Source organism: Shewanella sp. 1311, assembly GCF_059338235.1.
Genome location: NZ_CM181686.1, coordinates 215768 through 232241, shown reverse-complemented (window position 1 = coordinate 232241; position 16474 = coordinate 215768). Strand labels below are relative to the sequence as shown.

The 16474-nt window shown below is 41.3% G+C and carries 10 protein-coding genes and 4 pseudogenes; 9 read left to right on the top strand and 5 right to left on the bottom strand.

The window, feature by feature from the left end; genetic code table 11:
- Positions 1–203: 203 nt before the first annotated feature.
- Positions 204–1856: a hypothetical protein gene (locus AC5YB3_RS01085; RefSeq protein ID WP_494526355.1), complete on the top strand. Its 1653-nt coding sequence runs from the start codon at positions 204–206 to the stop codon at positions 1854–1856.
- A 115-nt stretch (positions 1857–1971) separates the two neighbouring features.
- Here AC5YB3_RS01085 and AC5YB3_RS01080 read toward each other — a convergent pair whose 3' ends face one another.
- Positions 1972–3114 carry an SGNH/GDSL hydrolase family protein gene (locus AC5YB3_RS01080; RefSeq protein WP_494526354.1) on the bottom strand — a complete coding sequence of 381 codons (1143 nt, stop codon included), beginning with the start codon at positions 3112–3114 and terminating at the stop codon, positions 1972–1974.
- A 375-nt stretch (positions 3115–3489) separates the two neighbouring features.
- On the opposite strand from AC5YB3_RS01080, the gene AC5YB3_RS01075 reads away from it, so the two are divergent.
- Complete coding sequence (locus tag AC5YB3_RS01075) at positions 3490–4509, top strand: hypothetical protein (protein ID WP_494526353.1); 1020 nt, start codon at positions 3490–3492, stop codon at positions 4507–4509.
- A 98-nt stretch (positions 4510–4607) separates the two neighbouring features.
- Here AC5YB3_RS01075 and AC5YB3_RS01070 read toward each other — a convergent pair.
- Positions 4608–5169: pseudogene (locus AC5YB3_RS01070) on the bottom strand (transposase).
- 96 nt (positions 5170–5265) lie between these two features.
- On the opposite strand from AC5YB3_RS01070, the pseudogene AC5YB3_RS01065 reads away from it, so the two are divergent.
- Positions 5266–5645 (top strand): annotated as a pseudogene (locus AC5YB3_RS01065) (IS4 family transposase); the annotation flags it as partial.
- Positions 5646–6136: 491 nt separating this feature from the next.
- A complete protein-coding gene (locus AC5YB3_RS01060) occupies positions 6137–7651 on the top strand; it encodes an EAL domain-containing protein (RefSeq protein WP_494526352.1) in 1515 nt (504 codons plus the stop codon).
- Between the two features lie 404 nt (positions 7652–8055).
- Here the strand turns inward: AC5YB3_RS01060 and AC5YB3_RS01055 are convergent.
- Positions 8056–8836 (bottom strand): IS5 family transposase gene (locus tag AC5YB3_RS01055; protein WP_494526351.1). Its coding sequence is split into 2 segments (ribosomal slippage): positions 8056–8751 and positions 8753–8836, totalling 780 coding nucleotides; the frame shifts between segments, so codons are not numbered across the junction.
- A gap of 440 nt (positions 8837–9276) precedes the next feature.
- Positions 9277–9402, bottom strand: a pseudogene (locus AC5YB3_RS01050) (IS110 family RNA-guided transposase); the annotation flags it as partial.
- Between the two features lie 100 nt (positions 9403–9502).
- Between AC5YB3_RS01050 and AC5YB3_RS01045 the strand changes: the two are divergent.
- The 5 genes and pseudogenes from AC5YB3_RS01045 to AC5YB3_RS01025 all read left to right on the top strand — a co-directional run.
- Positions 9503–10016 (top strand): annotated as a pseudogene (locus AC5YB3_RS01045) (integrase core domain-containing protein); the annotation flags it as partial.
- Between the two features lie 549 nt (positions 10017–10565).
- Positions 10566–11027: a hypothetical protein gene (locus AC5YB3_RS01040; RefSeq protein ID WP_494526350.1), complete on the top strand. Its 462-nt coding sequence runs from the start codon at positions 10566–10568 to the stop codon at positions 11025–11027.
- 69 nt (positions 11028–11096) lie between these two features.
- Positions 11097–11336, top strand: coding sequence for an ATP-binding protein (locus tag AC5YB3_RS01035; RefSeq protein ID WP_494526349.1), 240 nt, complete (start codon positions 11097–11099; stop codon positions 11334–11336).
- A 204-nt stretch (positions 11337–11540) separates the two neighbouring features.
- Positions 11541–12314, top strand: a complete 774-nt coding sequence (locus AC5YB3_RS01030) for a substrate-binding periplasmic protein (protein ID WP_494526348.1) — start codon at positions 11541–11543, stop codon at positions 12312–12314.
- Between the two features lie 219 nt (positions 12315–12533).
- Positions 12534–14474 (top strand): methyl-accepting chemotaxis protein, encoded by a 1941-nt coding sequence (locus AC5YB3_RS01025; RefSeq protein ID WP_494526347.1) that lies wholly within the window; start codon positions 12534–12536, stop codon positions 14472–14474.
- Between the two features lie 88 nt (positions 14475–14562).
- On the opposite strand, the gene AC5YB3_RS01020 is transcribed toward AC5YB3_RS01025, so the two are convergent.
- Positions 14563–15765 (bottom strand): IS4-like element ISShes5 family transposase, encoded by a 1203-nt coding sequence (locus AC5YB3_RS01020; RefSeq protein ID WP_494526346.1) that lies wholly within the window; start codon positions 15763–15765, stop codon positions 14563–14565.
- Positions 15766–16474: the final 709 nt, after the last annotated feature.

Below are 16474 nucleotides of genomic sequence, written 5' to 3'. Positions count from 1 at the left end.
TGTGCAGCCTCAGTCACGGAATATGCTGTACATCAAACAATAACATAATTGTAGAGGCATTAAATTAGGCAAAAGTTACAAACATAAAAAATCTAGAGTAACATTTTAACGAGTTATTAAGATTGTCGAACATGCGTAGTTGAACTGCACCAATTTTTTTAACTCGATTAAGGTTAACCACACATTTATTTTGATGAGGACGTATGCCAATAAATGCTAATTTACCTTCTATTATTTCAGCGAAGATGGACCTTCAACCACTCCAAAATCTAAGACCCGAGATAGACATTGCATCGGTGAGAAATTTATCCAGAGAGTCTGTAAGTCCTCTTCCTTTAATATCACCAAATAAAAAAGAGAATAAAGGGAAGAGTCGAACTCAGAAAAAGATAACCAAGCCTACTGCAGGTTCTTTATTAGCAAAAAGAGAAAAACACTCCTTCAACTCAATTGGCGCACTATCTCGATCTAAACCCACAAGTGGGCAAAGTGATGAAACGCATAAGCCACTGCATTTACCGCCGATCATGAAACCAGCAGCAGAGACTGGAGGTTCAAGTAGGGAGACAGTCAATATTCTCGACAAACCCTTACTCGAAAAAAGAGGTGATATTGCTTGTGGTATGGTCAAAATGTCACACGATAGTGAAAGCATTACGTCGAGTATTGTTGACTCTTCTACACCTCACGTTAGCAGCTTAACAACAAGAGGTTACGAGGGGGAGTTCTACGTGACAGATCAATGTAACGCCCCAATACCACTTGTCCATGTTCCCCTTGTGCACAGTACAAAAATGTGGGGGGGATGTCGATTTACCCTTGAAATTGACAATGATAGTGTAATGGAACTGATGACTCCACCATTTCTAGAAAGTGAAAATGTTAAAGGTCAAGACTTTTCAAATTTAGTTAAAAAATATAGAACGGATGTAGGTAAACTTCTGCAGGAAATATCAAAAGCATATGATACAGACTTTGAAGTTCACCCAGAATGTGAAGAAAAAATAAGAACCATGCTCTTTGATTCAAAGAAATATAAAGATTTTGAAAAATCAAAGGGAAAGATTGCTCATTTATCAGGAAATGCGCTTGAAATGAGAAAAGAGAGCATTAAACAGGACGAAAAAAAATGGGAAAGTGGCAGAAAGCTTATTAGAACAATTCGTGGCCTTAGTGATAAACCTTATGCCTTAGCAAGCAAGATGGCGACAAATCTAACGGGTGGAGTATCAAAAACGGTTCAAGTCAATGTCGGCCAACCTTATAAAAATTTGGTGAGCTGGGTTAGTTTGAATGCCGAGGCCATATCGACAACGAAGGGAAACAAAGAAGAGCTACAAAAGCTAGCTGGTGTAGCAAGTCAATGTAAATTTCAACACTCACATAAAGATACCATGCAAGGATTTGTTCTGCATTCACTGATAGGACTTCAAGAATTGAATTGTAGGACAAATGGGGTGCAAAAAAATGTAGGGGTAATGTTTCATCCAAAAACAAGCCCAGAAGATGGCTTTTGTGCTCTGCCTATGATGAGCGAAAAGGCATTTAAAGAGATAAAGATTGCATTACTCGAGGCCAACAAATCAATGAGGGGGGAGTTAAAATACGTCAATCATTTGATTGAAAACTTAAATGATATTTATGCTACGCGATTAAAACAAGAGGGCGGAACACTCATCATCGAAAGAAACAGAGAGTTTAATGATGTAGAAATTAAAAAACAAGAGAGATGGCATACAATGAACCGTCCAGACACGAGAGTTTCAATCCCTATAATGAAAACTGGTAGTGCGATTGAAATAGGGACTGTATTTGAAATAAGGGATGTTAATGCACCTATTAATGTGGTTACATAAATAAGAGGTTGTTTGAGGTAGAGTTAAATCAAACTTAGCTTGTTGTTTGTCTTCCTCTGATAATGTGCCTATTGCCATGTTTTAGCGGGGGCAATAGGCTAATTGCTATTCTCGCTTACACCATGTTGCTAGGGACACTTGAAACTTTAGCAAATTTATCGGCAATATAGTCACTCATTCGAGATGCTAACATTTGGTGTACCTCTTGGCTCGGATGGACTTCGTCATGGAATACATGTCGATGTGCAGGATCAAAAGCGTGACTCGAGCCACAGAGATCCACATATCCGACATTATTAGCTGTGTGAGTGTCGTAACCTACATAATCCGCTGTATCTAATAATTCATTGAATTGATTATCGAAATCGAAAAACTGTATGTTCACTCCTTCGGCTTGATATCGCTCTGCGAGTGTTGCTATTTTTTGACTCAGGCTAGTATTATGCTCGCTGGCCAGAGCACTATTAGTGACGCGATATGCTTCGTCTTGTTTTTGGGCGTAGGGCGTCTTCGAGTAATCAGCAATTCCCGTCACTAGAATATGCTTCACTTTTTTATTTTCTACCAATTTAGTGATTTGTTTCTCGTAACAGCGTACCACCCTTTTAGTGTCTTGCTTATCAAACGTCATATAATCATTGCTGCCAAGAGCAAGTATGACTAAGTCATCGGATTTAAAATCATGTTTTTTAATTTGGCGTTCCATATTAGAAATAAACCAGAAGGTAGGATTTAACTTGGAATATTTAGCCGCTACCGCCCCACCTTCGGCATAATTCACCAGTTCTTTATTTAAGTAGGCTGGTGAAGAGATAAAATCGGGCCATACAAAGCCATTGGTAAAGCGGCCATCATGATATTGCTTAGACGAAAGCATGATGCCGAATGTTTTCGATTTCATGCGACCTTCGGAGTCTGATAGGCTGTCTCCTATCACCACCAAACGTTTAATATGATCCAGTGTTGTTGGCGGAGGACTTATTGTATTCGTGGATAACATTTTTGGGCGTGCTTTGTGATGATTTATTGCGACTTCAAATAAGGGTGGTTTCAAGGTGACAGGTGCAGTGGGTCCATCAATGGTATCTTGTAATGACACAGTATCCTCGCTACGTAGATGATAGTTCGGTAGTGGGTATGCGGGCTTAAATGAGTTTAATAGCGGTTGGATCTGCTTAATGGCCATTGTTGGATTGAGATTTTGAGTATGAGCATTGAGAGGGACGAATATTTTTCCGCGAACGATACTAAGTGGCATATGACTATCTCCTATAGGTTATCTATCTGTCGATATGACTATCAAGTTTTTGCGTCAAATACACACCATGAAAATAATGAAATATTGTGATGCTAATTGAATTTTAAATGCTATTACATTTTTCTCTAGTAAATGCAAACTGTCATTGATGGATATTTCTATGCATTAGGTGTTAACGAAAAATGCTGTTTTGTCGTTTGTGCCAGATTTTTATAAATATAACGGTCATAAGCTTTCGATGAATTACGCCTTGATATAATAGCGCTCACTTATCTTTCTATCTCAAGATGAAAACATAAATTACTGATACTTTTACTTTGTAGGTATAGATTGGCAGAAAAATTCAACAATACTCTAATGACAAACAAATGGTAATTGAAAAATAATACTATTTCTTTTTATATATATGAGTATTATACATTCACGAACATATTCCTTAAACCTTACCATACTAGTCGAGCAAATCATCCAAACCTTGAAAAAGCATCTTCATCTTCGGCGCTTAATTTAGGGAAGTTGGAGCTGGCAAAAAGTATTGTTAGTGTCAAACAAGTTCGCGATGACAAAGAGTTGACTCGACTTAAAAGTGAGAGAAATGAAATTTTTTCTCGCTTTGACAAAAACAATGTTGCAAAAATTAAATTGATAGATAGTTTAATAGAAAACATAAGAGGAAAAATCGATAAGAGAGAGCAGCGATTGCGTGAAATGGGTCAACAACTTAGTCAAGTATCTCAACTGCCCCAAATTGGTCTTGCCACATTGTCCACTCAAGGCACAACTGTAAGAGCTAGTTCACCGAATTCAACCTTATTAGACGCTAAGCATGGACAAGAATCTTTTGATACATCCAAACATGAGTTGTTAGGCAAAGGAAGCCGAGGAAATGTGTATCGTTCTGGAGATATGGTGATAAAAGAGTTTCATGAGGCGTCTTCGTGTCAAATTTCCCATGAGCTGAACATGTGTAATGCGTGGCTTAAAGAGAGTGGTTATAAAGACTTTCAAGCCAGTTTGTACGGAAAAAATCATCTTAGGATGCCATATCGAGAAGGTGAGTTTCCGAGTAATGAGCAGGTTAGAACTGTCATCATAGACATGTTTGAAAAAGGATTTATGATAGGTGATCCAAGGAGTAATAATTTTGTATTAGATCAAAATGGAACGATACATCCGATCGATTTTGGTTTGGTATTCAGACATTCAGATATAAACAGTGTTACAAGTGACTGCGCTGCAGAAATAGTTAGGGATTATGTAAAGGGTGGGTACCGATGTGTTCCTGCTGAACTAAAAGCCGATTATGCAAGCTGTATTTCGCAACTAGACTCAAAATGTCGCGCTTTAGGAAGATTGAATGTCATGGAACTGAAAAGAGCTGGTTTGTTAAACTGAGGCTGCTCATAATTCTGTGTCAGGTTAATTTCACAGAACGATAGGGTTTTCTAAGCACCCCTCAAAATGGATTAATAGCTGTGATAGGGCGTTGTTGATTAAATCATGTCATAGAAGATAATCATTCTAAGGCTCCGGCGGCCGATTAAGCAACTTACTGGTGAACGTGCATGAACAGTCTACTGACTTTGTTCATAGCCTCATACCGGCCTATGCCTTTGCGACTTGCCCATTGTAATCAAGCAAACTTAGCATTGGACTATTCAACTGTTTATATCGGCCCATGGCGGTCTCTGCTAGAGAGCGCTCGGTGGTGATAGCCGTTATCGATTTTCCATTGTTTAGTTGACCGGCTTTCCGTACTTTAACCGCTTCATTGCGTGGATGCTCCTTTTCCAATAACCCCGTATTGAGCGGGCTCGAGTAGAGAAAGCCTTCTAGCACACGCAACGATAAACTAAAGATGCCTTTGATCATCAACACGGTTTCAATCGCCACATGACTATAGCTAAACCCGCGACCACGCCCGCCATGATGTTCATGGTAGTACCACGCATTATTAATGCAGCTTCATCCAGAGAGTAGGTGAGCGAGTCACTGCTCACTAATGCTCGCTTGTATTGCATCCAATTAACGATTTTTTCGTATTGATTTCCCTATGTTGCCGTACTGAAGGTGAGTCAGGATATCTGATCATGGCAACACCGGTTAGTTCACTGATTTGTTCAACAACGCAATATTGCTGGATTGATCAGATTACGTGTAGGGCGTGAGCTTTATTGCGCCCTTATCGCAATCACGCTCTACGAACGAACATTTAGGTTAGTGCTGCAAGACACTCAAATGCACATAATCAGTTTCATAATTAACTCCATAAAGTGTTACCTAACAATACTTAATCGCTGATAGTCACTGATGCGGACTTTCGTAATCCATGGTTTCGAAAGGTCGTGTAGCTCGGTTGGTTTTAGCTTGGGCGCGAGGCCGCATCCTTTTGGTCGCCAATTCTCACTAAAAGCGCTTTATCCTCAAGTCCGTCGTCACGCAAAATATGTTGGGCGGGTGGCGCGTTATCGGTAAAGAAACCCTTGTTATGTGAGATGGTATTGTTCAGGGCTCCAAGTAAAGGCAGGGAAGTACGATATCCGACAGTCATTATACGGCCAATGGAATACTTCAATAACAGGCAAAATATATGGTTGCAATGAACTATTCTTAAAGTCGCTATGTAGTGGTCTTGTAAACAGGATGGGGTCCATATCAGGGGTTACGGCATGGTTTTTGGGAGCAATGGTGACAGCCAATTCACCAGTGCTCCAGCATGTGATCATGCCTGCTAATGGGTCACCGTGATAGTAAAACCACTGTGTTCTAACTGCTGGCGCTGAGTGAAGAACGCCATAGCTTAGTGATGAATGCTTGGCCGTGTGTATCCAATAGCATGGTCTTAGCTTCATGCACCTAGGTTTGCCGGTTGTGTATCTCTTTGTATCTACAGTGAAACACAACTTAGCCTGTAAATAAAGCTGACATTTGCCGAGATACAAATATACACAGGTATTGCTTCATAGATTTTGATATGATTTTAATCGGGCGCTATGCGGATTAAGGAACTAAACAGAGAACGATGCGAAGAAAAATAGCAAAATTAAATCTGCCATTGTGGCAATGGATGGCAGTGATATTGTTTCCCATTGGGGTTGCTGTGGTCGCAAGTTATCTCTCTGCACTGTATTTTGTGGAAGATAAAGTCAAAGGTGTGGGGGCTATTTATGTAGATCACATAGATACGTTGATCTCCCATGCCGATGAAATCAGCCATTATGCATTAGCGCTGAAGGACACTGAGTGCAGAGAATTATACAACTATATGTTGTTCCAGCCTTACTTTCGCTCGGCTTTAAAATTTGATTCGCAACGTGTTTATTGTTCATCTAAAACAGGTGATATCGACGTTCCTTTAGGCATAGTCAGTGCCACTGAAAATCTTGAAATACCTAACCAGTTTATAATTGCGGGCACTCCGTTTATGCCTGAGGTGCCCGCTATAGTGTCATCTAAATGGGACCTTAAATCTAAACACGGCGCCGCTGTGATTATTGAAGGGAAATATTTAGTAGATTCCTTTGTACAGCCCAATGTGTTTCCCAGTGCAGTGAGCAATGTCGCTTTATCTATAAACGGTAAAACGATTCCAGAGTCACTCGTATTTATAAAAAATGAGGTGATGACGCTCGATTCTGATAAGCACAATTTTTCAGTGTTGCTAGAAATGTCTCCTGCTTTTTTCTGGCATTTCTTTTGGATATTTTTGGCCATTTCTTTGCCCGTTAGCATAGTCTTGATTACGGGTACTATCCTATTTGCGCTCTATTCAAGGGTTACTCGCCATTCCCTTGCCGATGACATTCGCAGTGGGATAGAGAACGAAGAGTTTTTCTTAGTTTATCAGCCAGTGATTTGTGCCGAGGACGGCAGGGCAAAAGGCGTTGAGGCATTAGTTCGTTGGCAGCACCCACAAATGGGCTTAGTACGACCTGATTTGTTTATTCCCATCGCTGAAGAGGGCAAGTTAATTGTCCCATTGACCAACTATATTTTTGAGCGGACATTAAAAGATTTTGCAAATATGAAGGTCGAACCGGGCTTTAGAATTGCGTTTAACGTGGCGCCAGAGCACTTTACGCAGGATGATATCGAGTCGAAATTTATTCATCTGCGGGACTCCCTGGAGCGTATTGGCGTTAAGCCGTTGATTGAAATCACCGAACGGCAATTGTTAACGCCGGATATTTGTCAGCGCATTGAAAGCTTGCGACAGTTAGGAATACTAGTGGCAATTGATGACTTTGGTACAGGGCAAACCAGTTTATCCCTGCTGCAAACGATGCCGTTAGACTATCTGAAAATTGATAAATGCTTTATCGATACCATAGGGCAAGATTCTGTCACTTCCCATGTGCTCGATACTATTATCGAGCTTTCCCACAAGATGAATTATGTCGTGGTGGCAGAAGGGGTTGAGACGCAGGAGCAGGCGGATTATTTAACCAGTCGCCAAGTGCATTATCTACAAGGGTATCTCTTTGCTAAACCGATGAAGCTGGCGGATTTAAAGCTATGGTTAGTAGAGGATTGTTAAACGTTAGTATTATAGAATCAGACAGCAGAGCGTTAATCATAAATTTGTTCATGGTCGTTCAGCTAGAAAATCTAGCCAGTGAATCACTCTAGGGGGCAGTTTGGATATCGAAAATTATTGTACGTTAAGAGTAAAATTTGTTTAGCTCATAGAGCTAACCTATTGATTATCTCCGCAGCTTATCGTTTTTAAGCTGTCGCATTCAAGTTAACGCATTAATATGATTACATGCTGGAACGCCTTATGTCATTGGGCTACACCAAAATGAGAGAAGTTACATCAGAATCCCTACCGTACAATAATTGTCGATATCCAAGTTGACCCCTTGTTCATCTGTTGATGCGCGCAGGTAGGCCCGAATAAACATTTTGCCTCATTTGGTGTTTTTAGGGGGGGGTATGATACTAGGGTATGTTGATCTTTGCTGTGCAATACATCGGCAGCCACATTAACGTAAACACTAGTGACACCATACTGGCGTAATGTCTTGCTAGCTTGTCATATCTTTTTGATATCGCTCGATAGTGTTTAATTCTTCCAAAAGCATTCTCCACTAAATGTCGATATCGATATAAACACCAGTCAACCTTCTCCTGAGGCGTATTTTTATAGTGACGCTTTGGGATAACTGATGTCCCGCCTTTGGCTGCTATAAATTGACGAAAAGTATCACTGTCATAACCTTTATCTGCAATCACGATATCAACCTGTTTCAAGTACTCAATTAGGTTGCGAGCATGCGTGTGATATCGTGTTTCTGGCCTTCTAGATAATTCGGAATAAATCGGCAACCCTCCACTGTCGACGGCTAAGTGAATTTTGGTTAAATTACCGCCTCGACTTTTACCAATACTTTCATTACTTAGCGTCGCTGCACCCGCACTGTGCTGGTAAGCCCGCACTATCGAGCCATCAATAAAGACCCTTTCCATATCAGCAAGGTTAAGGCTTTGAATAAAAAAAGCCAGAATGCCTTTCTTAGACCATAAATGAAACCACCTAAAGACCGTACTCCAATGACCCAACTCTTTAGGTAAATATCGCCACGGGATACCAGTTCTAAGGTGGTAAAGAATACCTTCGAATGTTTGTCTATGTTCCCGGTTTGTTATAAACACGGCCAGTGCTCTTCATTAAATGAAATAGCTTTACCCAGCGTGCATCGGTTAGCATAAGTTCTTGCATGGCTTGAGGTTATGGTTACTTTTGGCGAAGCAAATTATAACGTCTTGCCATGCTGTCTAAAAATCACTCTCGAAAGATCAACAGACCCTAGTGTGAGTAGGATCCAAAATCAATATATAGCGAACCAATTGGCAATGTGATATGGCTGGTTTACTTGGGGTATACTTTTAAGAAACCGAACGTTTTGTTAGGCTAATCTTGATCTATTCATCGAGTTAGTCTTGATATTCCCAATAGAAAATTTAATGCTGCGCCAACGTTGCAATGGAACCATTGTATTTACATATCATTAATAGCTGCTTTAATTCAACTAAAACTAAGTGTCTGACTATTGTACGATGTTTTATTTTTATATTAATGATGCGGAACAGAATATGGCTAAGAAATCAGGTTCACTGACAAGTCAATGTAGGTACCATCTCTCTGAACCGATTACAAACTTAATTTAAAGCTAATGCGGACTGATATCTTGTTTGGTTCTTTATCACCCCAAAACAAATTTGAATTAGCTTTCTCATTGCTGCACCTAACGCTAGCATCTTTGTTTTCCCTGCGGCTAGAAGTCGATTTGATGGTATCGATTTCATTTTCAAACTCTTGAATTTCGTCTTCTAAAATCCTAATAATACGAGTAATTGCTTTCGACCAATGTTAAGTTCGTAAAATATGTACCGCCTTCGACTCAAAGCAAGCCAGCGATGTGTTTACAAGGTGACGACACAGCGAAAACACTCAGGTGCAGTGGCTGATAACCTGTTAAACATGAACTTTAATCCAGTATCGGCTAATCAGGTTTGGGCGGGTGACGTGACCTATTTAAAGACGCATGACCACAGATTTGATATCCAAGGCATTAATAAAAGCCTACAACCTGCGCCAACCGGCCCGAGGGTTGGTATTTCACTGTGACCGAGGCTCACAATATACTAGTAAGCAATTCGGTAGGTAGCTCTCGATTTAGGGTATCCGAGCCAGCATGGGTTATGTTGGCGCGTGTTGGGATAATGCTGTTGTTGAGCGTTCCTTTGGTAGCTTAAAACACGATTGGATTTTTAAAGTTAATTAACCAACAAGTGAGTTTATGAGGCAAGATGTGATGGCTGACATGAAATATTACAACTTGGAGCGACTTCATTGTGCTAATGATGACCTGTCATCTGTAGAGTTTGAAAGTTCTTAACTAAAATTGTCCAATTTGGGTTGACCAGTACACTCTCGCTTTGCCTTGGGGAGCGGAGGTGGACGATATGTTACACCCGAGACAAAGCGTAATATCAGTAACCTTGGTGGCACGCCTATGTTCTTTCGCGCGGGCAACTGGCAATTTAAGACGACTTTTCATACGGATATTAGTAACGTGCATGGAGGTAGTGAATGGGCCAACAACTTACGTTATCTCACCCAAATACAGAGTGTCGACGTCTCTGCAATAATCGGTGTACGCAGATTTGACAAACAATATAGTAATGACTACTTTGAATATAGTAACTACTATTTGGGTTTAAGTGAAGAGGACACGGATGGTGTGTTAACTAATTCGCCAGTACTGAGTGGTCACTCTCGTTAAAATTAGACTCAGTAGGGAGATCAGATCCAATTTTCTTTCGATTGGTAGTTGGAGACGGGAATGGTTAGCTGATGAATATCAGTAAAGTTACTTGATTGATAGTAATACCCAAGATATTGGGTTTATCGGAGTGATGAAAATATGGTGAGATGGGCGTTTATCTTGAATTTACTTTGTCGTAGCGCCTATGGTGGGAAGATCCTCTGTATCAATAAATTGCAGCCGCCGGACAGATTCACCCAGGGCTTATATCTCGCCTATGTATTTTATTTATTGTTATTTTTACTGAACCGTAATTTATTCCGTGATATTGAAACTTTACGTCGCTCGGCGATCTCTGAAATTAAATTTGGTAAGTTTCTCGCATTTTCTCTGAGCCATAAATCCTATTTGGCACCCCTGGAACAATCGCTACGAAATATGAAGAACATTGATCAATTAAATCAATTTCAGGCCGATGTGGCTGAAACTGTCTGCCACGATATTAAAACCCTACAGGTACGCATTAAATTCTTAAGCCATCTGATGACTGCCGGCAATATAATGACTACCCGAGAAAAGCTCAATAACATTAGCGATACCGAAGATAATATCTATGACTATTTATCCTTGCCCGAGAATTAGTATTGTGAGGTAGGCAATGAGAAATGCACCTTAGAATTAAGCAAGTTTATTCGTGACCAAATTGCTCTAGTGCCAAGTGATAATGATATTGCTATTAAGCTCAATATTACCGAGATGATTGAGTTTAGCTGTTCCCCTAATTTAATGAAGCGTTTGGCGAATAGTCTCTTGGCCAATTCACTACGTTACGCCGTATTGACGGTTAGCATCAGTTGTTATCGCGATAATAAAGGTGTGAGTATCGATGTTGAGGACGATGGGCCGGGTTGGGGCACTGAGGAGATACAAGCGCAATTAGTGCTCAAATAGCATAAATTGCGACTATCGATAGTGTGGCGAGTGGGGGCGAAACATCAAGGTCAAATACATTTAGATCAGTCTGTGCTTGGAGGTGCTAAGGTGATCAAACACGACTAAGGTAGAAGCTTAACCTCAGTGGTATTGTTTATTGTGGGATTTTGTTGAATCAAGTTTTCATCATGTAACTTATTAATAAATAAAAGGATGAGTTAAATGAATTGCGATATGTCTTTTTGTGAACTCCGTTTATGGCGTTATATTTCGCTAATGCTACTGAGTAACTTGGCTTTTGCTGCGGATAAACTGCCGATTGTGAGCATGTCTGCCAGTGACACTATCGCGCCTTATTTCCTTGATGAGCACCATGGGCTCCAATATGAATTGGTGCAAAATATTCTGTATCGTGCGGGGCTTAGGTTAGATCGATTAGTGCTAGCACCCAATTTTCGATCGCTGCGGTTATTATCACAGGCTGAGGTTGATTGTTTTATCAATGCCCAGAGCGGGTTAAATGGAATGTATTACAGCCTGCCGTACCACAGTTTTCACAATGTGGTCGCCGTTCGTGCCGATTCAGATCTTAATATTAACGCGGTGGCCGATCTTAATGGGCTCAGAGTGACCGGATTCCAAGATGCAAAGCAATTTTTAGGGTCCGACTTTTTACATTTCGCCCAAGACAATCCCCGCTATATCGAAGTGCCTAATCAACTCAATCAAGTCAATATGCTAGTACATGGTCGGGTTGACGCTATAGTGATTGAAGAAGGGATCCTCTCTTGGTATTGGAATGAAATCGCCAAAAAATCCTTGAATAAGTCGCCTCAATTGACCATTTTTCCCATTTTTCCAGCTATCGAACTGCGAATTTCCTGTCGGGATCCTAAGCTCATAGAGAGTCTAAATCAGGGAATTAGCTCGATGCGGGCAGCGGGTGAGGATAACGCCATCATAGAGGCATTTCGTCGACAGCATCAGATGTACTAGGTCGTGACTGAACGCGCTTTATGGCTAGAACGGACACTAAGGAAATGGGCTTATGCCAGACTTTTTCGCAACGGTTGTCAGTGCTTTGCTCCGATGGGGTAGCCACCTGTTGCAACATGGATTAGTAAATTTTGATAGCGGTTTTAAGTTTTTGATATGGCAATAAAAATAATTAATTAACTCTGATGTACTCATAACTAAAATCTAATTGGAGTGAAAATGTTTAATTTTAATAAGTTAACTATAAAGGCTGTGGTCGCAGTCGGTATGGCAAGTGCGCTCTTTTTGTCGATGTTGTTTTCAACACTGATTTATATCAGCCAGTTTTCCAACATGTTTTATCTCTCGACCGAAACCAGCTTATTACCCGCGCAATTAGGTAAGGCGACCGCGGAAATTAATACCGAATTAACTAAATATTTGACTATATCGGAGGACTTGGCTCACAACACTTTTATGCGTCAATGGCAAAGTCAGGGTGAAAATGAGGCGACCCGTGGTGATATTATCAATTATTTGAAAAGTTTTATGAGTCAAGAGGGCGTTATAGCCGCATTTTGGATTTCGGTCCCAACGGGTCGCTACTACACCAGTGAGGGTATACTCAAAACCCTTTCGCGCCAGAATGAGCGTGACCGTTGGTTCTACGATTATTTGAGTCGTAACCCCGCCCGTGAACCTTCATTGGACACCGATGAAAGCCTAGGTAAATTAACTGTCTTTATTAATGTCTCGGTGCGGGATCCCAGCGGCAGTATTATGGCTGTTGCAGGCGTTGGGGTCGATGCGACTAAGATTTCTGACATAGTGAATCAGGCGAATATGGGGCAATCGGGTTATATGTTTATGCTTGATGCCCAAGGTAAGTTTGCCGCCCATAAGAACAAGTCCTTACTCGACCAAAGCATAGCAACGATGGCTGATTACCGGCCCATAAAGGCAATGCTGGACACACGCCAGGGCAGACAGCAAATTGCATCGACTGAGTTTCAGGGAGAAGTAATTTATCTGGGCATTGCGACACTAAATGCAATGAATTGGACCCTAGTCGGGGTGATGCCCAAAGCGGAGATCAGTAGCCAAATTAATGATGTCATTAGCCTATCCGTGGGGATTAGCATAGTGATTGCCTTGTTATTTATCGGTTTATCTTTCTTACTAGCGGGTAATGTTAGTAAAAATATTTTGGCAGTAAGCGACAGTCTATTAGCTATGTCCAAAGAAGGCGGGAATTTAAGTCGCCGCCTAGATGATAGTTATAACAATGAAGTGGGCCAATTAGCCAAAGGATTTAATGCCATTATGGGGAAAATTGGCACCTTAGTTCAGGAGATTAAACATGGTGAGCAGGCCATTAATCAGAGTGTGGGTTTACTGAGCAGTTTCTCCCAGCAAACGGTCGAGCACGCTAGGTCCCAACGTGCCCAAACCGAGCAGGTCGCCACAGCGATCAATGAAATGGGACAAACGATCGCCGAGGTGTCATCGGTTGCCCATCGTATTGCCACTGATACCGAATCCGTCTTGAAAGATGTTTACTCCACCAGTGATGTGATGATCAATCTGGCGGGCACTATGGAGTCATTATCTACCTCGATGAATGAGACCCAAACGAAAGTGCAGGACTTAGCGGTGCAGGCAGAAACCATTAATTCAGTGGTCGAAGTGATTAGCAGCATTTCTGAGCAAACCAATCTTTTAGCATTAAATGCAGCAATCGAAGCCGCCCGAGCTGGCGAAATGGGCCGCGGTTTTGCCGTTGTGGCGGACGAAGTGAGAACATTGGCCAGTCGAACTCAATCCTCGACATTAGAAATCCGTGGGCAAATTGAGCAGTTGCAGCACGCGGTTGGCTTTACACGGCAAAATATCGCCGAAGCGGCCAAGCAAAGCACTTCATTGGCCCATGATGCGATAGCCGCAACAGAGTCATTAAAATTAGTGAAAGACAAGTTTGACGATATTAATCGGGGCAATCATCAAGTGGCCGCCGCAACGGAAGAGCAAGCCAGTGTGGTCGACCATATTAACGAATCTGCCCATGTGATTGCCGACACCGCCGAAAATATTAATGACAGTGCGCTCAAATGTTTCGAGGAGATAAATCATCTCCATAGACAGGCAGGACGGATGTCTAAATTAGTGAAGCAATTTGAATAAGCCAAAGTTTAGCATAGGTTTTGGTGCTAAATTTGGCGGTAATCTGTTCCTGCGATTCGGCGATATACATTTGTGCTGGGTGATCCCCTCATAATTGGGGTCTTCCAGCGTCATGAACTAAGTTTATATATTCGATTAATGCCCAGCGAAAAATTGTCTCCTTTACCGGATATTTGTCTCTTTTGCGTACTTCCTTTCCAAGTCTAACAATTGATAGCACTGCACGCTTTCTCACTGTATTGGCTTGAAAATATCTTTGCCATCCAAGGTGTTGTGCCGCTAACCCAATACACCACAACACGATTTCAGCCAGCATAGAGATGAGCAGCAATACATCATATCGCTTTGGACAACGGCTGCGGCTTTGTCTAAGGCCCATGCCATATTGCGGACTTTTTAAATCGCGGAAGGTTTCTTCAATTTGCATTCGTTTAGCATATAAATCGACGACCTTTGAAGGGCCAAAGTAGTCCGGAGGTAGATTTGTTGCAAGTAGCCAAGGCTCTTTACTCCCTAAGCTGTAACTCTTTTGTGCGGTGTGATTTCGCCCAGCTTTAGAAAAGCGTTTATCCTTACGCAGCTTAGGTTTAGCTTTAAACAAGTGCAGGTAACATTGTAGCGGAGACTTGCGCGCTAACTTGACGCTACCTATGTATTTCGCGGTTGAATTCGCTTTAGGGTAGAGGGATTTATTTGACTGCCACGATGTTTGGCCGTTGAGCATAAAACTGACATCACCGCGAACTCTCCCTAGCCAAAACCAGCCATGGCGCTCGACTTCCCTAAACCAAGTATTGCGATAACCTGCATCGGTGACGATGAGCGGGCAGCATCCTGGCGGCAATACGTTAGCAAGCTCAGCTAAGAAAGCGTTATGACTGCGCGGGGCATTGTAATCTTCAAATAGAAAAGTGCGTTCGTACAAAGTAATGGAGCGACCTTTAACACTGATTGATGCGCGTAAGGTCATCATTCGCAGTTGTTCGCGCACATCAGACCAATCCACAAGAATAATGGGCATCGGATTTGAGCCGCAGAGATACTGTGCATGCCATTGATAAATAGCGAACTTATCTTTGACAACATGTAGATTTCCGAGCAGTCGGTCAATGCGCTTAATATTGTGTTTTGGTGCAACGTTACCCGTTATGTTCCGTCCTAACTGGGTTAACGAGAGTTGATTGCCATCGAGTAAAGACTCAGTAGCAACCATCAGAGAATTAAGGCGTTTTTGGTGTATTTGAGGGCATTGTTTTTTGAGTAAATCGTGTAATATGTCGATATCACGCATGATGTTGAATCTAGTAGGTTTTTGGCGAAATTGATTAGATCAAACAGCATCATGCGTGTCTACTTATTTGAATCCCATCGAATTTATCTGGGGATTCGCTAGACATTTGTGCTACAATGGGACTTTTGGTTTGCGCGTAAATCCCTTTACCTTGGTAAAGCTATAATTCATAACATTCCCAAGAGGCGATATTGTCCTAATGTTCATCATCGCCCACTAGGGCAATTTTGACCTTATATTTCCCCTTGAGCAGATTGCGAATGCTGGACCCGGAGGAACTTGGGTATATAGGAAAATATGATTAGCTTGAATTCTCACATTGAGATTCTTTTCTCTATGTCGCCATTCATGGTTTTTCAAGATATCCGCTCAGGCTGTCTTCTTAAAAGCTACTGATATTTTTATATTTACTGGTAGATATAGATTGGCAGAAAATTTCAGGAATACTCTGGTGACAAACAAATGGAAATTGAGAAAAATACTATTTATTTTTTATATATGGGTATTATGCCTTTATGAACCTATTCCTTAAACCTTACCAGATTAGTTGAGCAAATCATCCAAACCTTGAAAAAGCATCTGCATCTTCGGCGCTTAATTTAGGGGGCATGGAGAAAGCAAAAAGTATTGTTAGTGTTAAATAAGTTTTGACAACAAAGATTTAACACTATTTCAAAGCGAGAGGAATGAACTTTTTTCTCGCTTTGAC

Excerpts from the sequence above, each read along its gene's own strand:
- AC5YB3_RS01085 (WP_494526355.1), top strand. The coding sequence starts at position 204 with ATGCCAATAAATGCTAATTTACCTTCTATTATTTCAGCGAAGATGGAC.
- AC5YB3_RS01080 (WP_494526354.1), bottom strand. The coding sequence starts at position 3,114 with ATGCCACTTAGTATCGTTCGCGGAAAAATATTCGTCCCTCTCAATGCT.
- AC5YB3_RS01060 (WP_494526352.1), top strand. The coding sequence starts at position 6,137 with ATGCGAAGAAAAATAGCAAAATTAAATCTGCCATTGTGGCAATGGATG.
- AC5YB3_RS01030 (WP_494526348.1), top strand. The coding sequence starts at position 11,541 with ATGAATTGCGATATGTCTTTTTGTGAACTCCGTTTATGGCGTTATATT.
- AC5YB3_RS01025 (WP_494526347.1), top strand. The coding sequence starts at position 12,534 with ATGTTTAATTTTAATAAGTTAACTATAAAGGCTGTGGTCGCAGTCGGT.
- AC5YB3_RS01020 (WP_494526346.1), bottom strand. The coding sequence starts at position 15,765 with ATGCGTGATATCGACATATTACACGATTTACTCAAAAAACAATGCCCT.